At 61.4% G+C, this 23,705-nt stretch carries 23 protein-coding genes; 15 read left to right on the top strand and 8 right to left on the bottom strand.

The genetic code is table 11. From position 1 onward, the window contains the following. Positions 1 to 8 precede the first annotated feature (8 nt). The 6 genes from AC1Q6Y_RS18310 (at position 9) to AC1Q6Y_RS18285 (ending at position 4,355) form a co-directional block, all read left to right on the top strand. Entirely contained in the window at positions 9 to 605 is a 597-nt protein-coding gene (locus AC1Q6Y_RS18310; RefSeq protein WP_057715933.1) for a septation protein A, read from the top strand. A 1-nt stretch (position 606) separates the two neighbouring features. Beyond that, positions 607 to 906 carry a YciI family protein gene (locus tag AC1Q6Y_RS18305; RefSeq protein WP_057715934.1) on the top strand — a complete coding sequence of 100 codons (300 nt, stop codon included), beginning with the start codon at positions 607 to 609 and terminating at the stop codon, positions 904 to 906. A gap of 121 nt (positions 907 to 1,027) precedes the next feature. Then, positions 1,028 to 1,441: an SH3 domain-containing protein gene (locus AC1Q6Y_RS18300; RefSeq protein ID WP_057715935.1), complete on the top strand. Its 414-nt coding sequence runs from the start codon at positions 1,028 to 1,030 to the stop codon at positions 1,439 to 1,441. A 7-nt stretch (positions 1,442 to 1,448) separates the two neighbouring features. Continuing rightward, the gene (locus tag AC1Q6Y_RS18295; protein ID WP_007975295.1) at positions 1,449 to 2,126 is read left to right on the top strand and encodes a response regulator transcription factor; all 678 of its coding nucleotides are present in this window, start codon (positions 1,449 to 1,451) and stop codon (positions 2,124 to 2,126) included. Between the two features lie 248 nt (positions 2,127 to 2,374). After that, entirely contained in the window at positions 2,375 to 2,824 is a 450-nt protein-coding gene (locus AC1Q6Y_RS18290; RefSeq protein WP_057715936.1) for a Spy/CpxP family protein refolding chaperone, read from the top strand. A gap of 187 nt (positions 2,825 to 3,011) precedes the next feature. Further along, complete coding sequence (locus AC1Q6Y_RS18285) at positions 3,012 to 4,355, top strand: sensor histidine kinase (RefSeq protein ID WP_057715937.1); 1,344 nt, start codon at positions 3,012 to 3,014, stop codon at positions 4,353 to 4,355. Between the two features lie 21 nt (positions 4,356 to 4,376). Here AC1Q6Y_RS18285 and AC1Q6Y_RS18280 read toward each other — a convergent pair whose 3' ends face one another. Then, positions 4,377 to 4,943 (bottom strand): NAD(P)H nitroreductase, encoded by a 567-nt coding sequence (locus tag AC1Q6Y_RS18280; RefSeq protein WP_057715938.1) that lies wholly within the window; start codon positions 4,941 to 4,943, stop codon positions 4,377 to 4,379. A gap of 121 nt (positions 4,944 to 5,064) precedes the next feature. On the opposite strand from AC1Q6Y_RS18280, the gene AC1Q6Y_RS18275 reads away from it, so the two are divergent. Further along, complete coding sequence (locus tag AC1Q6Y_RS18275; RefSeq protein WP_057715939.1) at positions 5,065 to 6,519, top strand: TrkH family potassium uptake protein; 1,455 nt, start codon at positions 5,065 to 5,067, stop codon at positions 6,517 to 6,519. On the opposite strand, the gene AC1Q6Y_RS18270 is transcribed toward AC1Q6Y_RS18275, so the two are convergent. Further along, entirely contained in the window at positions 6,476 to 7,537 is a 1,062-nt protein-coding gene (locus AC1Q6Y_RS18270; RefSeq protein ID WP_079246791.1) for an AraC family transcriptional regulator, read from the bottom strand. The genes AC1Q6Y_RS18275 and AC1Q6Y_RS18270 overlap by 44 nt on opposite strands. A gap of 159 nt (positions 7,538 to 7,696) precedes the next feature. Here AC1Q6Y_RS18270 and AC1Q6Y_RS18265 point away from each other — a divergent pair, with 159 nt between their 5' ends. Continuing rightward, the gene (locus tag AC1Q6Y_RS18265) at positions 7,697 to 8,008 is read left to right on the top strand and encodes an Mpo1-like protein (RefSeq protein ID WP_057715941.1); all 312 of its coding nucleotides are present in this window, start codon (positions 7,697 to 7,699) and stop codon (positions 8,006 to 8,008) included. Positions 8,009 to 8,035: 27 nt separating this feature from the next. Beyond that, positions 8,036 to 8,626: an HD domain-containing protein gene (locus AC1Q6Y_RS18260; protein WP_057715942.1), complete on the top strand. Its 591-nt coding sequence runs from the start codon at positions 8,036 to 8,038 to the stop codon at positions 8,624 to 8,626. Positions 8,627 to 8,773: 147 nt separating this feature from the next. On the opposite strand, the gene AC1Q6Y_RS18255 is transcribed toward AC1Q6Y_RS18260, so the two are convergent. Then, positions 8,774 to 9,589, bottom strand: coding sequence for a UDP-2,3-diacylglucosamine diphosphatase (locus AC1Q6Y_RS18255; protein WP_057715943.1), 816 nt, complete (start codon positions 9,587 to 9,589; stop codon positions 8,774 to 8,776). A 134-nt stretch (positions 9,590 to 9,723) separates the two neighbouring features. On the opposite strand from AC1Q6Y_RS18255, the gene AC1Q6Y_RS18250 reads away from it, so the two are divergent. Beyond that, complete coding sequence (locus tag AC1Q6Y_RS18250) at positions 9,724 to 10,482, top strand: helix-turn-helix transcriptional regulator (protein WP_057715944.1); 759 nt, start codon at positions 9,724 to 9,726, stop codon at positions 10,480 to 10,482. Positions 10,483 to 10,559: 77 nt separating this feature from the next. After that, positions 10,560 to 11,453 (top strand): DMT family transporter, encoded by an 894-nt coding sequence (locus AC1Q6Y_RS18245; RefSeq protein WP_057715945.1) that lies wholly within the window; start codon positions 10,560 to 10,562, stop codon positions 11,451 to 11,453. Here the strand turns inward: AC1Q6Y_RS18245 and AC1Q6Y_RS18240 are convergent. The 4 genes from AC1Q6Y_RS18240 to recQ all read right to left on the bottom strand — a co-directional run bounded on the left by AC1Q6Y_RS18240 (position 11,447) and on the right by recQ (position 15,823). Beyond that, on the bottom strand, positions 11,447 to 11,734 hold the full coding sequence (locus AC1Q6Y_RS18240) for an Rdx family protein (protein WP_057715946.1): 288 nt from the start codon (positions 11,732 to 11,734) through the stop codon (positions 11,447 to 11,449). The two genes, AC1Q6Y_RS18245 and AC1Q6Y_RS18240, sit on opposite strands and share 7 nt — an antisense overlap. A 33-nt stretch (positions 11,735 to 11,767) precedes the next feature. Next, positions 11,768 to 13,015: a type IV pilus assembly protein FimV gene (locus tag AC1Q6Y_RS18235; RefSeq protein ID WP_492624939.1), complete on the bottom strand. Its 1,248-nt coding sequence runs from the start codon at positions 13,013 to 13,015 to the stop codon at positions 11,768 to 11,770. Between the two features lie 127 nt (positions 13,016 to 13,142). Next, complete coding sequence (locus AC1Q6Y_RS18230) at positions 13,143 to 13,577, bottom strand: MarR family transcriptional regulator (RefSeq protein WP_007984163.1); 435 nt, start codon at positions 13,575 to 13,577, stop codon at positions 13,143 to 13,145. 119 nt (positions 13,578 to 13,696) lie between these two features. Then, positions 13,697 to 15,823 (bottom strand): DNA helicase RecQ, encoded by a 2,127-nt coding sequence (gene recQ / locus AC1Q6Y_RS18225; protein ID WP_057715948.1) that lies wholly within the window; start codon positions 15,821 to 15,823, stop codon positions 13,697 to 13,699. Between the two features lie 428 nt (positions 15,824 to 16,251). On the opposite strand from recQ, the gene AC1Q6Y_RS18220 reads away from it, so the two are divergent. The 4 genes from AC1Q6Y_RS18220 (at position 16,252) to lapD (ending at position 20,023) form a co-directional block, all read left to right on the top strand. Then, on the top strand, positions 16,252 to 16,839 hold the full coding sequence (locus AC1Q6Y_RS18220) for a UPF0149 family protein (RefSeq protein WP_057715949.1): 588 nt from the start codon (positions 16,252 to 16,254) through the stop codon (positions 16,837 to 16,839). 10 nt (positions 16,840 to 16,849) lie between these two features. Further along, on the top strand, positions 16,850 to 17,245 hold the full coding sequence (locus AC1Q6Y_RS18215; RefSeq protein WP_057715950.1) for a YbaN family protein: 396 nt from the start codon (positions 16,850 to 16,852) through the stop codon (positions 17,243 to 17,245). 101 nt (positions 17,246 to 17,346) lie between these two features. After that, a complete protein-coding gene (gene lapG, locus AC1Q6Y_RS18210; protein WP_218497002.1) occupies positions 17,347 to 18,054 on the top strand; it encodes a cysteine protease LapG in 708 nt (235 codons plus the stop codon). A 22-nt stretch (positions 18,055 to 18,076) separates the two neighbouring features. Then, positions 18,077 to 20,023: a cyclic di-GMP receptor LapD gene (gene lapD / locus AC1Q6Y_RS18205; protein ID WP_057715952.1), complete on the top strand. Its 1,947-nt coding sequence runs from the start codon at positions 18,077 to 18,079 to the stop codon at positions 20,021 to 20,023. 82 nt (positions 20,024 to 20,105) lie between these two features. On the opposite strand, the gene AC1Q6Y_RS18200 is transcribed toward lapD, so the two are convergent. Next, positions 20,106 to 23,705: beta strand repeat-containing protein (locus AC1Q6Y_RS18200; RefSeq protein WP_492624938.1), on the bottom strand; the 3,600-nt coding region annotated here is incomplete at its 5' end.

Here is a 23,705-nt window from a genome sequence, read left to right as displayed (position 1 = left end):
CTGCCACTGTGAAACAATTCATCGATTTCATCCCGCTACTGCTGTTTTTCATCGTCTTCAAAATCGACCCACAGGTCGTCGACATCGCCGGTCATGAGATCACTGTAGGCGGTATTTACAGCGCCACCGCGATGCTGATCGTCAGTTCCCTGGTGGTCTACGGCACACTGTTCATCAAGCAGCGCAAGCTGGAGAAGAGCCAGTGGCTGACCCTGATCGCCTGCCTGGTCTTCGGCAGCCTGACGCTCGCGTTCCACAGCGAGACGTTCCTTAAGTGGAAAGCCCCGGTGGTCAACTGGCTGTTCGCCCTTGCGTTCATCGGCAGCCACTTCGTCGGTGACAGCCTGCTGATCAAACGCATCATGGGCCACGCGCTGACCTTGCCGGAGCCGGTCTGGACGCGCCTGAACATCGCCTGGATCGCCTTCTTCCTGTTTTGCGGTGCCGCCAACCTGTTTGTCGCGTTCACCTTCCAGAGCTACTGGGTCGACTTCAAGGTCTTCGGCAGCCTGGGCATGACTTTGCTGTTCCTGATCGGCCAGGGCATCTACCTGTCCCGTCATCTGCACGATGCCGACACCACAACGCCAAAAACCGAGGACTGACATGCTTTACGCAATCATTGCCACAGACGTCGCCAACTCCCTGGAAGCCCGCCTGGCCGCTCGGCCTGCACACCTCGAGCGCCTGCAAGTGCTCAAGGGCGAAGGTCGCATCGTACTGGCCGGCCCACATCCGGCGATCGACAGCAATGATCCGGGCGCGGCGGGTTTCACCGGCAGCCTGATCGTCGCCGAATTCGACTCCCTGAGCGCCGCCCAGGCCTGGGCCGACGCTGATCCGTACATCGCCGCAGGCGTCTACGCCAACGTTCTGGTGAAGCCGTTCAAGCAAGTCCTGCCGTAACTTTCTTCTCGCAATGCCCCACGCGGTGAACCATATCGGTTCATCGCGTTCTCAATCGCTCATTATTCTCGTTTGCCGGCCGACAACTTTCCCAATACTCGTATTGGAACCAGGAGTCGCCATGCGCAAGGGTCCGTTGTGCCTGATGTTGGTCACGTTGTCGATCGTGGCGCCCGCCCACGGTGAAGAAAACGCCGAGGGGGGCAACTCGACGCCGCTTTCCTTGAGCGCCGGAAGCCAGATCACCGAGCTGCAGCAACGCTTGAAAGAAAGCGAACGGCAACGGGAAGAACTGAACAAACAATTGCAAACTGCCGATGGCGAACGCGAAAGCCCGCTCCTGGCCCGGTTGCGCCAGGAGAACCAGCGTTTGAAGCTGCAACTCAAGGAAGCCCAGGCCAGCAGTCCGCTGCCGCGCCTGCTGACCGACCAGCAACAATGGTTCGTCATTGGCGCCGGGGTAGCGCTATTGGCTCTGCTCTGCGGTATCTTCGCCAGTGGAGCAAGTCGAAAACGTCGACAATGGCTAAATTGAGTGAGTCATGAGCGAGCTGTTACTTATTGATGATGACCAGGAGCTGTGTGAGCTCCTGAGCAGTTGGCTGAGCCAGGAAGGGTTTCAGGTTCGGGCCTGTCACGACGGCCAGAGCGCACGCCGCGCGCTGGCTGAAACCGCCCCGGCGGCCGTGGTGCTGGATGTGATGTTGCCCGATGGCAGCGGCCTGGAACTGCTCAAGCAGTTGCGCAGCGATCACCCGGATTTGCCCGTACTGATGCTCTCGGCCCGGGGCGAACCGCTGGACCGTATCCTCGGCCTGGAACTCGGCGCCGACGATTACCTGGCCAAGCCCTGCGACCCACGGGAACTGACCGCCCGCTTGCGCGCAGTCCTGCGCCGTAGCCACCCGGCGGCGGTGTCCAGCCAGTTGGAACTGGGCGACCTGTGTTTCAGCCCGGTGCGCGGCGTGGTCAGCATCGACGAACAGGAATTCACCCTCACCGTCTCCGAAAGCCGCCTGCTGGAAGCCTTGCTCAAGCAACCGGGCGAGCCCCTGGACAAACAGGAACTGGCGCAGATCGCCCTCGGCCGCAAGCTGACCCTGTACGACCGCAGCCTGGACATGCACGTCAGCAACCTGCGCAAGAAGATCGGCCCACACCCCGATGGCCGCCCGCGTATCGTCGCCCTGCGCAGCCGCGGTTACTACTACAGCCTGTAGGAGCAGCCGGTCGACGCTCGATTGCTCGCGATGGTCTCACAGTCAACGCGCTTTTCCAGACAGCACGCGTAATCGTTCAACTCCATCGCGAGCGAGCTCGCTCCTACAGTCAGGCACCTGGACGTTTTGTCAGGTCGGCGCAAAATCATCTTTACCCAAGCTTTACGTACCGCTGACCGTCGCTGACCTTGATCTGCGTAATCTGTACTCATCCGGAACGTACCGGGAACGAGACAAGGAGATACACCATGCGCAAGACTCTTATCGCTCTGATGTTCGCTGCTGCCCTGCCGACCGTTGCCATGGCCATGCCTGAAGGCACGGGCCCCATGGGTGGGTCGATGGACGGCTCGCGCCACGGCGGTCAGATGCACGGCATGCACGGCAAAGGCCCGTACAGTGAACTGGACCTGAGCCGCGAACAGCGCGAGCAGATCCGCAAGATCATGGGCGAGCAGATGCACGAGCGTAAGCAACTGGTCGACAAGTACCTGGAGAAACTCTCGCCAGCCGACCAGAAAGCCATGGAGGACGAGATGGCCGCCAACCACAAGAAAGCGGAAGCGGATGTGCGCGCCTTGCTGAAACCGGATCAACAGAAGAAATTCGACGAGATCCAGAAAAAACAGGCTGAACGTCGCGCCGAGTGGGCCGAGTTCAAGGCCTGGAAAGCGCAACAACCGCAAAAGGCGCAATAATGCGCTGACCCCGGACCCGACGGCTGAACACCGTTGGGTCTGATGCTTTTGATCTACTGTAGGAGCGAGCCTGCTCGCGATGGACGTCAACGATAACGCGCGGCATCAGGCAGCCCGTGTTATCTATGCGTTTTTCGCGAGCAAGCTCGCTCCTACATGGGATTCTGTGTTTGTTTGAGGATTTCCTGTGCGTTCATTGTTCTGGCGTATCCTGGCCAGCTTCTGGCTGGCCATCGCCCTGGTTGCAGGGCTTTCCATCCTGCTCGGGCACATGCTCAACCAGGACGCATGGATTCTCAGCCGCCACCCGGGCCTCAACACGCTGGCCGAAGAGTGGACGCAAACCTACGAAAGCCAGGGTGAAGACGCCGCCCAGGACATTCTCCAGCAACGCAAACGCCAGTATCACATCGACGTTCAGGTGCTTAACGAAAGCGGCGATCCGCTGGTGCGCGGCACTTTCCCCAAACGTGCGGCGGCCTTTGAGGCGCGCCAGAACAATGAGGACCGGCGCCTGCCGTGGCGGCGTCTGACCGATGAGTTCACCAGCGAAAAAACCGGTGACACCTACCTGTTCATCTACCGCATTGCACACCCGGAACTGGACGCCTGGCACCGCGAGAGCCTGCTCTGGCCGCTCAGTGCGCTGGGGATCGCCCTGGTGGTGCTGACCCTGTTCAGCCTGCTGGTGACCTTCTCCATCACTCGCCCGCTCAGCCGTCTGCGCGGCGCGGTGCATGACCTGGGACAAACCACGTATCAACAGAACAGCCTGGTCAAGCTGGCCAACCGTCGCGATGAGTTCGGCGTCCTGGCCAACGACTTCAACCGCATGGGCGCGCGCCTGCAAAGCCTGATTGGCAGTCAGCGGCAACTGCTGCGGGATGTGTCCCATGAACTGCGCTCGCCCCTCGCCCGCCTGCGTATCGCGCTGGCACTGGCCGAACGGGCCACCCCACAGGAACGGGAACAGCTGTGGCCGCGCCTGACCCGCGAGTGCGACCGCCTGGAAGCGCTGATCAGCGAAATCCTGGTACTGGCGCGGGTCGACTCCGATAACGCCAGTGCGGAAGAGGTGGACCTGAACGCCTTGCTCAATACCCTGCAAAAGGATGCGCAACTCGGTTCACCCGAGCAACTGGTCCACCTCGAAGCCGAATCGCAACTGAATCTGAAGGGCTGGCCGACCATGATCGAACGGGCCGTCGACAATCTGCTGCGCAACGCACAGCGTTTCAATCCGGTGGGTGGCCTACCGATCGAAATGCAGGCGCTGCGTCAGGGTGAGCGGATCGTCGTGACTGTGCGCGATCATGGGCCCGGGGTCAGTGCCGAATACATGAGCCAGCTCGGTGAGCCGTTCTATCGGGCGCCGGGGCAGACTGCGGCCGGACACGGCCTGGGCCTGGCCATCGCCCGGCGCGCGGCGGAGCGACATGGCGGCAGTCTGGTGCTGGCCAATCACCCGGAAGGCGGGTTCATTGCCAGCCTGGAATTGCCTCTCGTCCCAGGAGCAGTAGTGCAACCCTGACCCTGTGGGAGAATTACGGTGTCAGATCTTGCCAGGCCAGGCGCTGACGAATTCGGCCAGGTCGACTTTCTCGGCCACACGCGGTTCTTTCTGCGGTGTGCCCAGATACAGGAAAGCAATCACCTCTTCCCCTTCCGCCAGGCCCAAACCCTTGGCCACATGGGGCGAGTAAGCCAGGTCACCGGTACGCCACACCGCGCCAATGCCCTGCGCATACGCCGCCAGCAAAATCCCGTGGGCCGCACAGCCTGCCGCCAGCAATTGCTCGGACTTCGGATACTTGACGTGATCCTGCAACCGCGCAATCACCACCACCACCAGTGGTGCACGCAGTGGATTATTGCGCGCCTTGTCGATGGCCGCTTCGCCGACTTCGCTGTCTTGCAGTTTCGCCGCCTCGACCAGCAACTCGCCCATCTGCTCACGCGCCGCGCCTTCCACCGTCAGGAAACGCCAAGGCTGCAAGTGACCGTGATCCGGAGCGCGCATGGCGGCGCCAAACAGCACCTCGCGCTGCTCGGCAGTGGGTGCAGGGTCAATCAGTCGTGGAACGGAAACACGGTTGAGCAAAGCGTCGAGAGCCTGCATCGGCCACCTCCTGAAAAATTTGTGCGGCTATTCTAGCTGTAACTGTCGCAGCAGTGCCGGTTTACATGCCCTGCCCCGCAGGTAGAATGGCGCCCTTTCCACTATCAGCCGAGCGGACCTCATGGCGTTGCCGACCTTACGGATCATTGGTTTCATCATCGGCATCTTCCTGATCACGCTGGCGATCTCCATGGTCGTGCCCATGGCCACACTGGTCATTTTCGAGCGCACCAGCGATCTGCCATCGTTCCTCTGGGCCAGCATGATCACCTTTGTCGCCGGTTTGGCGCTGGTGATTCCAGGGCGCCCCGAACATGTTCACCTGCGCCCCCGGGACATGTACCTGCTGACCGTCAGCAGTTGGCTGGTGGTGTGCATCTTCGCCGCGCTGCCATTCCTGCTGACCCAGCACATCAGCTACACCGATTCATTCTTCGAAAGCATGTCCGGCATCACCGCCACTGGCGCAACCGTGCTCAACGGCCTGGACAACATGTCCCCCGGCATCCTGATGTGGCGCTCGTTGCTGCACTGGATCGGCGGCATCGGCTTCATCGGCATGGCGGTGGCGATCCTGCCGCTGTTGCGCATCGGCGGCATGCGGCTGTTCCAGACCGAATCGTCGGACCGCTCGGAAAAGGTCATGCCCCGCTCACACATGGTGGCGCGGCTGATCGTGGCGGCCTACGTCGGCATTACCATTGTCGGCAGCCTGGCGTTCTGGTGGGCCGGGATGAGCCCGTTCGACGCCATCAACCATGCGATGTCGGCCATTTCCACCGGCGGCTTCTCGACCTCCGACCAGTCTTTGGCCAAGTGGCCGCAACCGGCGGTGCATTGGGTAGCGATCGTCATCATGATTCTCGGTGCCCTGCCGTTCACCCTGTATGTGGCCACGTTGCGTGGAAACCGTCGGGCGCTGATCAAGGACGAACAGGTTCAAGGCCTGCTCGGCATGCTGCTGGTGACCTGGCTGGTGCTCGGCACCTGGTATTGGTGGACTACCCAGCTGCATTGGCTGGAGGCGTTGCGGCATGTGGCGCTGAACGTGACATCGGTGGTGACGACGACCGGTTTCGCGCTGGGGGACTACAGCCTCTGGGGCAATTTCTCGCTGATGCTGTTTTTCTACCTGGGGTTTATCGGCGGTTGTTCCGGCTCGACCGCGGGCGGGATCAAGATTTTCCGCTTCCAGGTGGCCTATATCCTGCTCAAGGCCAACCTTAACCAGCTGATTCACCCGCGGGCGGTGATCAAGCAGAAGTACAACGGTCACCGCCTCGACGAAGAAATCGTGCGGTCGATCCTGACCTTTTCGTTCTTCTTTGCAATCACCATCTGTGTGATCGCGCTGCTGCTGTCGCTGCTCGGCGTGGACTGGATGACCGCCCTCACCGGCGCGGCCAGTACCGTGTCCGGTGTCGGCCCGGGGCTCGGCGAAACCATCGGCCCGGCGGGCAACTTCGCCACCCTGCCGGATGCCGCCAAGTGGATTCTCTCGTTCGGCATGCTGCTGGGCCGGTTGGAGATCATTACGGTGTTTGTGCTGTGTATTCCGGCATTTTGGCGTCATTGACCGCATCAGGTGCTTGCATCAGCCGCATCCGGTACTCGCCGGGTGTGGCATCGAACCAGCGCCGGAAAGCACGGAAGAAGTTGCTCGGATCGGCAAACCCCAGCAAGTAGGCAATTTCCAGCAAGGTCATGTTCGGTCGTGCCAGGTACTGTTCGGCCAGTTCGCGCCGGGTATCGTCCAGCAGCGCCTGAAAACTCGTACCCTCTTCCTGCAAGCGCCGCTGCAAGGTGCGCTGGGACAGATGCAGCGTCTGCGCCACGGTATCGCGCTTGGGTTCGCCTTGGGGCAACAGGCGGCACAACACCTGCCGCGCCTTGTGGGTCACGCGGCTTTCGGAAAAACGCGCCAGGTACTCGCCGGCAAAGCGGTCATGCAGCAATGCCATGGCCTCGTTGGCCGTCGGCAGCGGCGCTTCCATATCGGCGGGTTCGAAAATCAGCGCATCGTAAGGCGCGTTGAACACCAGCGGTGCATGGAAAGCTTGTTTATAGGGTTCCAGATTGACCGGCTCGGTACCTTGCAACAACACTTTGCGCGGTTGCAACGTACGCCCGGTCAACCAGCCGCACAGCGCCAAGGCACAGGCCATTGAAGCTTCGGCGCTTTGCCGGGTCGGCGGCAGATGATCGCCATGCACGGTCAGAATCAGCCCGTAGCCTTCTTCCAGCAGCTGGAAACTCAGGTCGGCACTTTCGGCGATGATCCGCTGATAGCGCACCAGACGCTGAAAGCCTTCGGCCAGGGTCCGGCTGGACATCAAGGCGTAACCGGCCACATGAAACTGCGCCGGTCGCAGCACCTTGCCCATGTTCAGGCCGATGGCCGGGTTCCCGGACAGCTCGACCGCGCGTTGCCACAACCGGGTCATGGAATCTTGGGGGAAGCGTGCGTCCGGATCATCCAGTGCCGCGTAGTCGAGCCCCAACTGCTTGAACAGAGCCCGGCAATCCAGGCCGTCCATCTCCAGCGCTTTGACAATCCCCATCGCCCAGCTTGCAGAAGTCGTTCGTTCGCTCATGGCGTTTTCTTACATGGTGGCCGCATGCTACGGCTATTGACCGAAGGATACTAAAGTGGCGCCTATTGTCAGTGGCTGATGCCATTGATCACTCTAGACTCAAATAAGCTACCCGCAGAACAACTTGCAGCAAGAACAATAACCACAGAGATCGCTGTCGTGGAAAACGTCAAACGATTCAACAGCTTCGCTGAGTTCTATCCTTACTACCTCAGTGAGCACAGCAACAGCACCTGTCGCCGTTTACACTTTATCGGCACGACCCTGGTTATCTTGATTCTGACGCTGACCATTGGTCGCGGAGCCTGGATGCTGTTGTGGACCCTGCCGCTGGCAGGCTACAGCTTTGCCTGGGTCGGGCATTTCTTCTTCGAGAAGAACCGCCCGGCAACGTTCCAACACCCCTTCTATAGCCTGCTCGGCGATTTTGTCATGTACCGGGACATGGTTCTGGGGCGCGTTCCGTTCTAGCTGACTTGCGTCACAAGAGAGTTACCGATGAATGCCAATGCCCGCTTCACCCACATGAAGGACGGCACACAGGAAGACTGGGCGATCATCGCCGCGGACTTCAGTGCCTACGCGCGACAATTGCCGACAAGGATCGTGGCGCACCTGAAGTTGCTGGAGGGGGATTTTGGCGGGTTCCCGGTGGATCGCCTGACCCACTCCCTGCAAACCGCCACCCGCGCCTGGCGCGATGGTCGCGACGAGGAGTACGTGGTCTGCGCCCTGCTCCACGATATCGGCGACACCCTGGGCACCTACAATCACCCGGACATCGCGGCGGCGATCCTCAAGCCGTTCGTCAGCACCGAGAACTTGTGGATGGTGGAAAAGCACGGGATTTTCCAGGGCTACTACTTCTTCCATCACTTGGGTATGGATCGGCACTTGCGCGAGCAATTCAAGGACCATCCGCAGTACCAGGCGACCGTCGAGTTCTGCGCCAAATACGATGCGGCGGCGTTTGATCCGGCGTACGACACGCTGCCGTTGAGCTTTTTCGAGCCGATGATGGAGCGCCTGTTTGCGCACCCCAGGAATTCGATCTACAAGGCGGCGATGGAAGAACATTCGCCAGCCTGACAGATCCAGCGGGACCGCTTCGCGCTCCATTCGCGGGCAAGCCCGCTCCCACAATGGGCGAAGGTGAACGCAGCACTTGTGACCGCCAGTTAACCCTGTGGGAGCGGGCTTGCCCGCGAAGAGGCCAGTACAAACACCGAATGATTATCAGGCCAACTCCGCAACCCTGCCCGCCTTCATCTGTGCCTCGCGCGCCTGGGCATCCGCCAGGCGATACAACTCGATCGAGCCATCCCAGTGCTCGATCAGCGCGGTGCACGATTCCACCCAGTCGCCGCAATTGAGGTAGTCCACCTCGCCGACCTTGCGAATCTCGGCATGGTGAATGTGCCCGCACACCACTCCGTGCAGCTCGCGCTTGACGCATTCATGGGCGATGGCTTCTTCGAAGTCGCTGATGAAGCTGACCGCGGTTTTCACCTTGTGCTTGAGGTAGGCCGACAGCGACCAGTAGCCGTAGCCATATCGCGCGCGCCAATGATTGAGCCAGCGGTTGAGGGTCAGGGTGAATTCGTAGGCCGAGTCACCGAGAAACGCCAGCCAGCGATGGTAACGGGTGATCACATCGAACTGGTCGCCGTGTATCACCAGCAGGTGCCGGCCGTCGGCGGTGACGTGCACGGCTTCGTCGACCAACTGGATGTTGCCCAGGATCAGCTTCGAATAGCGGCGCAGGAATTCGTCGTGGTTGCCGGTGACGTAGATCACCTCGGTGCCACGCTTGCTCATGGTCAACAGGCGGCGGATGACGTTGGTGTGCGCTTGCGGCCAGTACATGCCGCCGCGCAGTTTCCAGCCGTCGATGATGTCGCCGACCAGGTAGATCTTGTCTGCGTGGTAGCTCTTGAGAAACTGCGACAGGTGTTCAGCCTGGCAATCCCGGGTGCCCAAATGCACGTCGGAAATCCATAAAGTCCGTACGCGTTGCTTACGGGTGGGTTTGGCGAGCTCGGCGCTGGTCATGGGCAACCCTCTGACAAGTTTTGCCAAGTCTGCCCCGGCCCGGTTAATGGTCCATGACAGCGTCAAGTCAGTCCTGTGACAGCGCTTGTTGGCCCGCTCGGTGTAGACTGACGCCCTGAACCGGGAGACCCGCGATGAGACCGATCCTCACGCTTCGCCAATACAGCCACGACCTGATCGTCCATAGCCACGAACACGCGCAACTGGTGTTCGGGCTCTCGGGCGCCCTGGATTTCGAGGTCGACGGCCGTGGCAGCCAGGTGGTACAGCAGAGTTTCGTGGTGGTGCCCTCCGGAGCGCATCACGCGTGTGGCAGCACCAATGGCAGCCGTTGCCTGGTGCTGGATGTCCCCAGCGAACAATGGGTTGCCCAGTCGTTGGGCGATCACGCCGAGTCCAGCCGTCGCCTGCTGGACAACGCCGGGCGCCTGCCCCTGGACGCCGGGCAAAGCCAATTGGTCAGTTGGCTGGCGAACAGTCCGGTCGATGATCCGCTGATCGCTCAACAAGGCGCGGTGCTTTTGCTGGCCAGTCTCAACAACGCCAGGCCCGAGGCCGTCGGCGGTCGGCGCCTGCCCTATGCGGCGCTGAACGCACACATCGATCAGTACGCGGCGTACCCGTTGCAAGTGGCCGACCTGGCCCGGGTCGCCGGTCTTTCCAGTGCCCGTTTGCATGCGCGGTTCGTGGCCGAATGCGGGCAGACGCCGATGGACTACATCCGCAGCCGACGCCTGCACATCGCGGTGGGCTTGCTGCGCAATTCGGCGTTGCCCATCGGCGAGATTGCCAGCCGCGTCGGCTACAGCTCCCAGAGTGCCTTCGCGGCGGCGGTGCTGCGCGAGTTCGGGGCATCCCCCGGAAAACTGCGGCGCGAGGCTGGCGACAAATAACGCGAGTTTGCCGACAGACTTGATGGGCCATTACGCGCTTCAATGAGGCCTCTGTTCGTTTGTCGTTAAGGATTGCAATGACTCCCCGTACCGCCCTTGGCGCCTTGCATATAGGCGCATTGATGTTTGGCCTGACCGGTGTGTTCGGCAAACTGGCCGCTGCGTCCCCGGCGATCATCGTTTTCGGCCGTGCCGCTTTCGCCGTGCTCGCGCTGGCGTTTTTTGCACGGTTCGCCAGCCAGACGCGCTGGCAGAAACTCGAGGCCATGGACTGGCGTCGGCTGTTGCTCAGCGGCTTGTTGCTGGCCGGACACTGGGTGAGCTTCTTCATTGCGGTGAAAGTCGCAGGCGTGGCGATTGCGACGCTCGGTTTCGCCAGTTTCCCGGCCTTTACCGTGATCCTCGAAGGGTTGATCTTCCGCGAGCGCATTCGCGCCAATGAGATCGTGCTGGTGCTGCTGGTGAGTGTCGGCCTGGTGCTGGTCACGCCCGATTTTGACCTCGCCAGCGGCGCCACCACCGGCCTGCTGTGGGCCGTGGGTTCCGGATTGTTGTTCGCCCTGCTGTCACTGACCAACCGTGCCAGCTCCGGGCGAGTTCCGCCGGTACAGGCGGCGCTGTGCCAGAACGTGGTGGTTGCCCTGTGCCTGCTGCCGGTGGCGGCGCCTCAATTGAGCGAAGTGCGCGCCATCGACTGGCTGTGGATCGGCCTGCTCGGTGTGTTCTGTACCGGTGTCGCCCACAGCCTGTTCGTCGCCAGCCTCGCGGTGATCAAGGCACGCACTGCCGCCGTGGTGTTCGCCCTGGAGCCGGTCTACGGCATCACCGTCGCCTGGCTGCTGTTCAACGAAAACCCGACCCTGCGCATGTTGCTGGGGGGTGCGCTGATCATTGTGGCGATTGTGGTCTCCAGCCGGTTCTCAAGTGGCACAAGCAAGAAAGCCATTGCAGCCGAGGCCACATCTCACTGAGTGCGGTCGTTGTGCCCCAGGTCGCGGTCCGGGTCGATCTGGTCGCGGACCCGCTGCTTGAGCACTTTGGCCTCGGGGAAGCCACCGTCCGCCTTGCGCTCCCAGATCTGCACGGCGTCACAGTAGATATGAAAGACCCCGCCGGTGCCTGGCACCAGGGAGACTTTGCCCAGGTCATCACCAAAGGTGCTGAGCAGTTCCTGGGCCAGCCAGGCCGCACGCAACAGCCATTGGCATTGCGTGCAGTAGGTGATGATGATTTCCGGTTTGTTGACGGTCATGGTGGGACCTGACTCCAGAGTTTGACGACGCCGCTATGATAGCCCGACCGGAGGCTGTCGAGACGGCGCAACGGGTTGCATCTCCAACTCGAACTCAGGCTCGATCATGGCCAGAGCCGCCGGCTGCGGGTTCCCGGTCAGGCTGATCACGTCCCAACTGGACGCCATGGACAGCTCCTCCAGGTTGAGCCGGTACTCATCGTCAGTAGCGGATTCGCCGGATATCGCCAAACCCGGAACCACCGCCATGGCAACAGCAACCGGGATGGAATGATGGCTATCGACCCGCTCAAGCTCATCGTTGGCCGGCACCCCGTCGCGATGCACAGTGGATGGTTGCATGACGGAGGGCCACATCACTGGCTCGGTAAAGAGCTCAGCCAGCGGTTCATGCTGCGACGGCAGCGCCTCTGACGCTGTGGCTTGATGCTGCTGGCGGCGAACAAACCAGCCCAGCGCCAGCAACGCTATCAGCGCCGACAAACCGGCAATTGGCAGCCAGCCAATCCCGGGGGTTTCAGCAACAACAGGGGCTGGCGTCGCCACGTCGGAAGCAACCGGTTGGGCCTTTACCTTCTGGAGCTCCGCGAGTTGGGTTTGCAGCTCGGCCAAATGTTTTTTCTGGCCTGCGATCAGCTCATCCTGGCCTTGAAGCTTCGCGTTGAGCTCATCGACAGTGGTTTGCAACTGGTGGTTTTGCAGGGCGCTGGTGGCCAGTTGTTCGACAGCGGGATCAACCACTGCGACGTCCGTTTCCGGCGTCGTCCTGGCCACGGGTGACGGCGCCACGACCGGTTTCACACGAGGGAATGCGGACGCCGGGGAACCGGATGCCGCTTCATCGGCGGCGGGAACTAGCCCAGGCGCACCCGGCGGATCGATCAGTAACGTGTACTCACGCAGCAATCGCCCATTAGGCTGATTGAGCTGCACGAGGAAATTCAGGAACGGCTCACTCACCGGTTTGTTGGAGGTCACCTCGATCACGCTGCGATTACCGCGCAACACCGGGGTGAACTTCAGGTTGCTGAGGAAAAACGCCCGGTCGACCCCGGCACGGCTGAACTCGTCTGCCGTTGCCAGGCTCACCGACAGCTGGTTTTCCTCCACGCCAGCAGCATCCACCAGTGCGATATCGGCACGCAGCGGTTGATTCAGCGCCGAATGCAGGGTGATTTCACCCAGGCCCAGCGCAGGCGCCCATGCCGAATAAGTGACCGCGGCCCCGGCCAGCAACCACAGAGAACCACCGCGTAAAACCAATCGCCAACACTTGAGCATGAGCATCCTTGAGATCTACAGAAACCATCCGCACGGGTTCGTACATCCGTTACGAACACGATATTGCCGAGTAGTTCTTATAGTCTGTCCAATGCGGTCTCTCAAAAACCTGGCGTTCGGTTATGCCTCAAGACTTTTCAAGGTTGCCCAGGATGTGCCCGTGAACCCGCATGCACACCTTCAAATCCGCCTCATCGACGCCTTCGAACAGTTCGTGACGCAGTTGCGTGGCAATGGTTTCAATTTGTTCGATCAAGGGACGCGCTGGCGCGCAGAGCACGATTTTCTTCGCCCGGCGGTCTTCCAGCACTGCCTGGCGTTGCACCAGGCCCTGGCTTTCCAGGCTGTCGAGTAAACGGGCCAGGGTCGGACCTTCGACGCCGACGCTTTGTGCCAGCTCACGCTGGGTCGGTGCTTCTTCGAAACGGGCCAGGTGCAGCAGCACCAGCCAGCGCGCCTGGGACAAGCCCATGCCCGCCAGTCGGCGGTCCAGTTCGGCACGCCAGCCACGGGACATCTGGGCCAATTGCATGCCAAAGCGGTGTTGATCGGTTAACGGCATAAAACACTCATGATTAGACTGAAATAAATAAAAACTAATTATTAGTCAGCTAAGCATGAGCCTCGACTTGAGGCAAGGCTTGATCTGTAGTGAATCGTTACATCAGCACTACGGATGTCTCAAATCTCAAACTCCGACTGCAAGGCAGCGCGAACGCAGTACAACACCCCTTCCGGCACCCGGCCCGCGAACAGCGCGGCGATCTCGGAAACCGGCGGCAACTCGCCTTCGCCGTCGAGGAAGGCGTCCTGGACTTCACCCATGAGGTCTTCAGGCAGATCCAGCGCCTGCTCCAACGACAACTGCTGCTTGCCGATCGCTTCGGCCAGCATGGTGTAGACGTTCTTTTCCGAGCACTGCAACTGACCGGCGATCTGCACCGGCGTCATCCCGGCCCGCGCCAGCGTGATCAGTTCGTGACGTACGTCGGCCACCGGTTTCGGCGCCTCGACCTGGCCGCCGAGCACTTCGAGGAAGGCCTCGCCGTAACGCTCCAGCTTGCGCGCGCCGACGCCGCTGACCGTGGCCATTTCCGCCAGCGAGGTCGGCTGGCTGCGCAGCATCTCCAGCAAGGTCGAGTCGGGGAAGATGACATACGGCGGCACGCCATGTTCTTCGGCGAGCTTGCGACGCAGGGCGCGCAAGGCTTCCCATTGTTCGCGCTCCTCGCCACGGACCAGCTGGCTCGCCTGGCTCTTGCTGCTTTTCGCCACGGTTTGCGCCTTGAGATCGCGGCGCAGTTCCAGGGTCACTTCACCCTTGAGCAGCGGCCGGCAGCTGTCGCTCAGGCGCAGGCCACCGTAGCCTTCGAGGTCGATGTCCGCCAGACCACGGGCCACCAGTTGGCGGAACAACGAGCGCCATTCGCCCTCCGCCATCGTCTTGCCAACACCATACACCGACAGGTGCTGATGGCCGAAGCTGCGGACCTTCTCGTTGTCCTTGCCCAGCAATACATCCACCAGGTGCCCTACGCCGTAGCGCTGACCGGTGCGGTAGATCGCCGACAGCGCCTGACGCGCAGGCTCGGTGGCATCCCAGGTCTGCACGCCGTCGACGCAGTTGTCGCAATGACCGCAGGGCTCGGGCATGTCTTCGTCGAAGTAGGCCAGCAGCGTTTGCCGACGGCAGCGGGTTTCTTCACAGAGCGAGAGCATGGCGTCGAGCTTGTGCTGCTCCAGACGCTTGTGGCGTTCGTCGCCTTCGGAGTTCTGCAGCATCTGCTTGAGCATCACCACGTCTTGCAGGCCGTAGGCCATCCAGGCATCCGCCGGCAGACCGTCACGGCCACCACGACCGGTTTCCTGGTAATAGGCCTCAAGGGATTTCGGCAAATCGAGGTGCGCGACAAAACGCACGTTGGGCTTGTCGATGCCCATGCCGAACGCCACCGTCGCGACCATGATCAGGCCTTCCTCATTGAGGAAGCGCTTCTGATGGTAGGCCCGCAGATCATTGGGTAGCCCGGCGTGGTACGGCAGCGCCGGGAAGCCTTGCTCGCTGAGGAACGCGGCGACTTCCTCGACTTTCTTGCGCGACAGGCAATACACGATGCCCGCATCGCTACGGCGCTCGGCGAGGAATGCCAGCAACTGCTTGCGCGGCTGTTCCTTGGGCACGATGCGATAAAAGATGTTCGGCCGGTCGAAGCTCGACAGGAAGCGCTCGGCGTCTTGCAGGTGCAGCCGGGTGACGATTTCTTCCCGGGTGCGCTTGTCGGCCGTGGCGGTCAGGGCGATGCGCGGCACGTCGGGGAACATTTCCGCCAACTGGCCCAGTTGCAGGTATTCCGGGCGGAAATCGTGGCCCCATTGCGACACGCAGTGCGCTTCGTCGATGGCGAACAGGGAGATGTCCAGGCCCTGCAGGAAGGACAACATACGCGGCTGGACCAGGCGCTCCGGCGCCAGATAGAGCATTTTCACTTCACCGCGGCGGATACGGGCGGCGAGGTCGCGTTGCTGCTCGGCACTGAGGGTGGAGTTCAACGCGGCGGCGGCCACGCCCAGTTCTTCGAGGGTAGCGACTTGATCGTCCATCAGTGCGATCAGCGGCGAGACCACCACGGCCAGGCCTTCGCGCAACAGCGCCGGAACCTGGAAGCACAGGGACTTGCCCCCGCCGGTAGGCATCAGGACCAGGGCATCGCCGCCGCTGGCCACGCGCTCAATGATTGCACCCTGGCGGCCACGGAAACTGTCGTAGCCGAAGATGTCCTTGAGGACGCGTTGAGCCTGTTCGAGCATAAAAACTCCAAAAATCACCGAAACATCCCTGCAAGGCTGGTTCAGAACCCGCGACGCTGCACCGATAAATCGTAAGTGCGCATTGCATGACGCTTCACATTTCAGCCGTGACGCCAGCAGGGCATCACAAAACGCGCGAGTATACCCGAGCCCCGTCCGGCAAAGGGCACCGCTGATAAGACACCGGCAAACCCGATGTGCATAAAAAACTGTGGGAGCGAGCTTGCTCGCGATGAGGCCATCACAGTCAACATTGATTTCGCCTGAACCACCGCTATCGCGAGCAAGCTCGCTCCCACAGGGGTAGCGCTTGACCGAACTGCAAGGGAAGCAACTCCCACAAACGGGCAAATATGCCGTGCGGCTGGCCCAAGTGCTCAAGAAGGCCTAGAATTCCCGCATCGAACATTCCCCAAGGTAGTCCTTTAATGTCCTTCGCTGAGCAACTAACCCGCCTGCAAGTCTTCCTCGACGCTGATGAACTGCATGACGAGGCGCTGGACTACGTGGCCGCCCACGGCTACCTCACCGCGCTGTCGATCTGTTCCGAAGTCGTTCCTGATCGTGAGTGGATCGATGCACTTTTCGCCGAGGAGCCGCATTACAGCAGCGAAGCCCAGCGCGAAGAGATCGAAGCCACCCTGATCGGCCTCAAGGCCCACATCGCTCGCCAGCTGGCCTCCGATGAAGAATTCGAACTGCCATGCGACCTGGACCTGGGCGACGAGCCGGACGATTCCGACCTGCGCGGCTGGTGCATCGGCTTCATGGAAGGCGTATTCCTGCGCGAAGCGGCCTGGTTCGAAAGCGCCGAAGACGAAGTCAGCGAAATGCTGCTGCCGATCATGGTCGGTTCGGGCCTGTTCGACGAGCAGCCGGAGTTCGAAGACATCGCCAAAGATGCCAACCTGATGGACGACATGATCGTACAGATCCCGGAAGCCCTGACCGCGCTGTACCTGCTGTGCAACGCGCCAGACGAAAAACCGGCGATTCTCAAGCCCCGCCACCACTAAGGTTCTGCCTATGGACAACCCCATAGGCAACCGCCCCCTGATGTTGCGCTACGTGCTGCTGGCCATCGGCTGGCTGAGCGTGGCGCTGGGGGTGATCGGGATTTTCCTGCCGGTATTGCCCACCACCCCTTTCCTGCTGCTGGCGGCCGCCTGCTTCGCCCGCAGTTCGCCGCGCTTTTATCAATGGCTGGTCGAGCATCCACGGCTTGGCCCGTGGATTCGCGATTACCTCAACGGCAACGGCATTCCGCTCAAGGGCAAGGTCTACGCCATTGGCCTGATGTGGCCGAGTATCCTGTTCTCCTGCTACCTGGTACCGCTGTACTGGGCACGGTGCTTCATGCTGACTAGTGCGGTGCTGGTGACGATTTACATCCTCAAGCAGAAAACCCTGCGCAAATCCTGAAGTCTCCCATAGCCATTTGTGACGAGCCCCGTCCGACGACCTGACCTACCGCGCCCAAAACTCCACCTAAACTTCACAAACCTACACTCGAGCAGCCAGACATGGCCCGCAGTCTGCGTAGTCCAGGATGGCCAACGCTCCGACTTCGGCTCGGCGGCTGGTTGCTGCTGGCTGGTTTGGTACTGACTGTATGCAACGGGGTCCGGGCCGACTGGGATTTTGCGCAGATCCTGCAAACCGTTGAAAAACGCTACGGCCCCCTTGGACCGGCGCGAGGCCGGATCGAGGCCTGGAGTCAAATGCTGCAAAGTGCACGCGGCGCCCCCGAACGCGAGCAGCTCAACGCGGTGAACCGCTTCTTCGATCAACAGCTGAACTTCCAGGACGACACGCGCATCTGGCAACAGACCGATTACTGGGCCACACCCGTCGAAGCCCTGATCAAGGGCGCCGCCGATTGCGAAGACTATGCTCTGGCGAAGTATTTCAGCCTGCGCCGGCTTGGTATTCCCAGCGAAAAACTGCGCATCACCTACGTCAAGGCCTTGAGCCAGAACCAGGCGCACATGGTGTTGACGTTCTACAGCACCCCCACGAGCGAACCACTGGTGCTGGACAACCTGATCGGCGATATCCGCCCCGCCTCCCAACGCAAAGACTTGCTGCCGGTGTACGCCTTCAATGCCGAAGGCCTGTACCTGCCGGGTAAAAACGGCGGCCAGCGCAGCAGCGACTCGAAAAAGCTGTCGCGCTGGCAGGACGTGTTGAAAAAGATGCAGGCCGAAGGGTTCGACATCGGCGACGGCTAACCGCCTTGGCAAGGAGCGAAGCATGACACTGCGTAAACAGTTGTTCCTGGCAATCTGCCTGTTCCTGCTGGTGGCGTTCAGCGGCAGTTTTTTTGCCAGCCTGGAAAGCTCCCGCGAACAAACGCTCAGCCAACTGCGCGCCCACGCCCAGGACGCGGCCACCGCGCTGGGGCTGTCGCTGACGGCACAGGTCGATGACCCGGCAATGATGGAACTGATGGTCAGTTCGATTTTCGACAGCGGCTATTTCAGCAGCATCCGCGTCATCAGGCTCAAGGATCAGCAAACCCTGGTGCAACGCTCCGCACCGACAAAAATCGACGGTGTGCCTGACTGGTTCGTCAACCTGGTCGACCTGCGCCCGGAAGGCGGCGATGCCCTGATCATGCGCGGCTGGGAACAACTGGCACGGGTCGAAGTGCTGAGCAATCCGCAATTCGCCCTGGCCAAGCTCTGGGAAAGCACCCTTGGCAGCCTGATCTGGCTGCTACTGTGCGGGCTGTTCAGCGCAGTGATTGGAGGATGGATGCTGCGCCGGCAATTTCGCCCACTCGACAGCATGGTCCGACAAGCCGAGGCCATCAGCAAACGCGAGTTTCTCAGTCTGCCGAAACTGCCGCGCACACCGGAATTGAAACGGGTCGTGCTGGCGATGAACCAGATGGTCGAGAAGCTCAAGGCGCTGTTCGTCGAGGAGGCTGCACGCAGCGAAAAACTGCGGGCCGAATCCTATCTGGACAGCCTCACCGGCCTGGCCAACCGACGCCTGCTCGACGAGCAACTGGCCGACCATTTACGCGTGTGCGAACAGAGCCGTGACGGCCATTTGCTGATGTTGCGAATCAACGACCTGAACGGCCTCAACCAGCGCCTGGGTGGCCAACGGACTGATGCGCTGATCACTGCCGTCGGCGAATTGCTCAAGCGCCTGACTCAATTGCCGGAGCGTCGAACCTGGCTGGCGGCGCGCAACCGTGGCGGCGAATTCAGCCTGCTGACACCGGGTCTGGATGCTGAAAGTGCCGCGCGCCTGGCCGCCGATGTCAGCGTCAGCCTGGAGAACCTGCGCCTGACCGGCGCCAGCGATTGCATGCCGGTCGCCCATCTGGGCGTTGTCGCCTACCGCCCCGGTGAGCCGATCAGCACCGTTCTCCTGCGCCTTGATCAGGCGCTGACGGAGTCCCGGCAGCATCCCGAACGCCCCTGGGTTCATTTGAGCCATCGTGACACCGCACCCAATCACTCCCAGCACGACTGGCGCACCTGGATCGACGACGCCCTGACCCATGGCAAAGTGCAGCTGTACTTTCAGCCCGTCGTGCAATGCGCCGACACCCGCCAGATGCTGCATCACAAAGTACTCGCACGCCTGCTCGACCCGCAGGGCGAAGCGATTGCCGCGGGGCATTTCCTGCCGTGGATCGAGCGTCTTGGCTGGTCGGGACGGTTCGACCTGGCGATGCTCGAAGCCACGCTGGACGAGCTGGTGGTCAACCGCAGCCCCTTGGCATTGAGCCTGTCCGGGAGCACCCTGCGCGACCCGGTGCAATGGCGAACAATTCTCGACCTGCTCGAATCCCTTCCCGAACTGGCGCCGCTGTTGACCCTGGAAATCGACGAGCGCCAGTTGCCATCCCCCGAAGTGCTGCAGAACCTTTGCAGCACATTGCTCAAGACCGGTTATCGAGTCGGCCTGCAACACTTTGGAGGGCGCTTCAGCCAGATTGGCAACCTGACCCAATTGGGCTTGGCGTACCTGAAAATCGATGGAGCCTACATTCGCAACATCGACGAGCAGCCTGACAAACGGCTGTTCATCGACGCGATCTTTCGCGCGACCCACAGCATAGATTTGCCGCTGATTGCGGAAATGGTCGAGACGCGTGGGGAACTGGAGGTCATCAGTGAGTTGGGGATATTCGGGGCCATGGGTCGATTGATCGGGGCGCCCAGGTTTTCTAACCACTGACCGGGCATCGACCATTGTCCCGGGCAACAAAAAACCCGCCTCCCCTTCACAGGGATGGCGGGTTCTTTAGCGGGTTTTCAGGTCACACGGTATCCACCTTCAACGAATGATCGTTGAGCATGCCGTTGATAATGGTCCCCGTGTCATGCCCACCCGCGATCACCCCACCCGCGCCTGGCGTTACACCGTATTGACTGGCGAGGTCGACGCCGGCCAGGTCGATGGTCTGGTTCGGCGCGGCACCGGCCATGGCGCTGACGTCGATGCTGGTCACTGTCGACGGCCCGCTGCCGGTGACGGTGAAGTGCAGGTAATCATCCAGCGAAGCCGTGGTGCCGCTTTCCCCTTGCAGCAGTTGCGACAGGTCGAGTTTGTCGGTGCCGGGCGTGAAGTCAGTGATTACGTCATGGCCACTGTTGCCCTTGAACCACTGGAAGGTATCGCCCCCCGCCCCCCCGGTCAGGGTGTTATTGCCCAGGCCACCAATCAGCAAGTCATCGCCGCTCCCGCCGCTGAGGATGTCGTTGCCAAGGCCGCCATTGATCGTGTTGTTAGTGTTGTCGCCGGTCAGGGTGTCGTTGAAATTCGAGCCGATGAGGTTTTCGATACCGGTCAGGGTGTCAGTGCCGGCACCGAGAGTGTTTTGCCCACCCGACAGGCTGAGGCCGACCGTCACCCCAGCCGTGGCGTGGGCGTAACTGGCCGTGTCGATACCCGTGCCGCCATCAAGGATGTCATTGCCCTGGCCGCTGAAGAGCAGATCATTGCCGGCGCCACCATGCAGCTCGTTGTTGCCGGAACCGGCAGTGAGCACATCGTTGCCGTCGCCGGCATTGATGATGTTGTTGCCCGTGCCCGCGACCAGTACGTCATCCCCGCTGGTACCGGTGAGGGTATGGCCGTCCTGATAGCTGATGGTCAGGTTGGCCGAGTCGCTGCCGCCGTGGTTGTCGTTGGCGGTATAGGTGCCGTGGTAGTCCGTAGTGACTTCGTGTGCTCCGGCGTAGTTGACGGTCATGGTCAGTTCGTAGTTTTCTGCCCCATTCTTATTGCCGCCACTGGAGTTGGCGATGTTGGTCACGTGGATCTGGTAAGTGCCATCGGCGCCTGCGGTGATGGTGTCACCATCGGCGATGCTTACGAACGCCCCACCGTTGAGCGAATACTCCATCGTGATGTGCCCGGCATCCAGGTTGTGATTGAGGTTGAGTGTCTCACCTTGATTCAGCTTGACCGTGATGAAGTCTTCATTGTTGCCATTGGAGTTGTTCGCTGCGCCAAGATAACCACTGACCACCAGCAGCGCCGTCATGGTCGCCGCGTTGGCCGCAAAGGCGTTGCGCACGTTGGCCAGATTCTGGTTGCCGGGGTTGTTGTTTTCGCCGGCGAAGCTGATCGCGCCGGTGCCGGTGAAGTCCGCGCCTTTCACGACCCAGCCGGTGTTGAACGAGGTCGGTGTCGCCGAAAGTTGGTCGCCATTGGGGTCGGTGTCGTTGGCCAGCAACAGATCGCCCGGCACCACGACGGTGCCCGAGAGCACGTTGGTGATGACGTGGTCGTCCACCGCCACCGGAGGCGCGTTGGGGATCACTTTCACGGTCAGCGTCGAGCTGGCGAGGTCGCCATCGTTGTCGCTGGCGGTGAAACCGATGTTCTCGGTGATCACCACCGCAGTGGTTTTCTGCGAGGTGTAGTTGTAATCGCCAGTGTCGAGGTTGATCACCAACGTGCCGCCGTTGTTGGTGGCGATGCTCACCGTGTTGCTCACGGTGTTGAAGGTGCCGTGGTTGGTGCCGCCGCTTGATGTCAACGAACCCTGGCCGCTGAGGGCGTTTGGATCGTAAGTGTAGGTAGTGCCGTCGACCACGATGGATTTGATGAAACCGCCATCAGCGCCGAACGTGCCGCCCTCACCCAGCAACGAACCGGTGACCGGTGAGCCGACCACGGTGCCGGACAGCACCGAGTTGAGTTGGTTGAGGTCAGTGACCACCACCGCATTGGTGTTGGTGTGGCTGATGCCGTCGTAGGCCAGCGGATCGAGGTTGGCGTTGCTCACGCCACTGCCCAGGCCGATCGCGTAGTTCTTGATGTTGTTGGCATCGAGGAAGGCTTTCAGCGCGGTTTCGTCGGCGGTGCCGATTTCCTGGCCGGTGGTGGGCTTGCCGTCGGAGAAGAAGTAGCCGACGTTTTGCGCACCGGTCAGTTTGCCCGAGGTGTTGAACGCGGCCTGCATGGTCACCACGGCCGCGTCGTAGTTGGTCCCGCCGTTCGCGGTGAGGCCGGCCAGCAGTGTCTTGGCGGTCGCGACATCGACCCACACAGAGGTCATGTCGGTAGCGCTGCTGCTGAAGGTGACGAGCTGCACTTTCACATCGCCGAGGTCATCGTACTTATCCAGCAAGGCACTGATGGCCTGCTTGGCCAGGGCCAGGCGCGACAGGCCCGACACGCCGGATGGGTCGGCCATGCTGCCGGAGACGTCGAGCACGATCAGCAGGTTGGAATCGATCTCCACCGCCGCCACCGAGCGATCCGTTGCCACCGCCTTGGGCACGTCATCGACAATGTTGACCACGATGGTGCTGGTGCTGCTGTTGCCCAGCGCATCGGTCGCTTTGTAGGTGAAGCTTTCACTCAGGCTGTTCGGCCCGTCGTTGGCATTCGGCAAGGTTTTTGGAGCCGAGGTCAGGGTGTAGGTATAGCTGCCGTCGGGATTGATCAGGATCTTTCCGTAGGTGCCTGTCGCGCTGCCGACCAGGGTGTAGGTGAGCGCGCCGCTGGCACCCGAGACCGAACCGACCAGGGTCCCGGACGCGGTTTCGCCAGTGTTGCCCGGGTCGCTGCCGGTGACCGTACCGGCGACCAGGTCCAGCCCGTCCTTGCTCAGGTCGAGGGCTTTTTCGTAGACCGTCACGTCGCTATCGGGGTTGGCCTTGATCGTGCTGCTGGCGACGTCGATGGTGATGGTGGTGGTGCTTTCATCGCCATCGGCATCACGCACGGTGTAGGTGAACGTGTCAGTGGCGCCCGGATCGCCGACGGAATCCTGGTTGCTGTGATACACCGCGTTGCCGTTGGCATCGAGGGTCAGGTAACCATAGGTGCCGTTGATCTGGTTACCCAGTCCGCCGATGGCCGAGGTCGAGGTGTTGCCGCCGGCACGCACGCCGACCACCGTCGCCGGACCATCGGCGCCGCTGGTGTCATTGCCCAGCACACTGATGTTGACGGTGCCGCCCTCCACTACCGACGACGAGTCAGGTTTGGCGCTCGGCAAGTCATCGACGATGTTGACGTTGATCTGCCCGGTCGCCGTGTCGCCATTGCTGTCGGTTGCGACGACGTTGAAGTTCTCGGTCAGGCTGTTGGCGCCGTTGGCGGTTGGATGGGCTTCGTTATCGTTGAGGGTGTAGCTGTAGCTGATTACCCCGGTCGCCGGGTTGTAATCGGTGATGGTCAGGGTGCTGCCCAGTAGCGTAACGGCCGTTTGCGGGAAGCTGGCGGCCACGCCTCCGCTGACGACAGTGATGCCGCCCACGGTCAGGGTCGTCACGCCGTCCAGTGCGGTGACGGTGAAGGTGCCGCTCTGGGTCAGGGCCGATGCGTTGGGGTTGCTGCCGTCGCCGAGATTTTTTTCGTAGACCGTCAGCTCACCGCCATACACGTTGAGGCCGTCGAG

It is taken from the genome of Pseudomonas sp. GW823-FHT06E10 (assembly GCF_058794995.1).
This window is presented reverse-complemented; position numbering and strand designations above follow the sequence as displayed.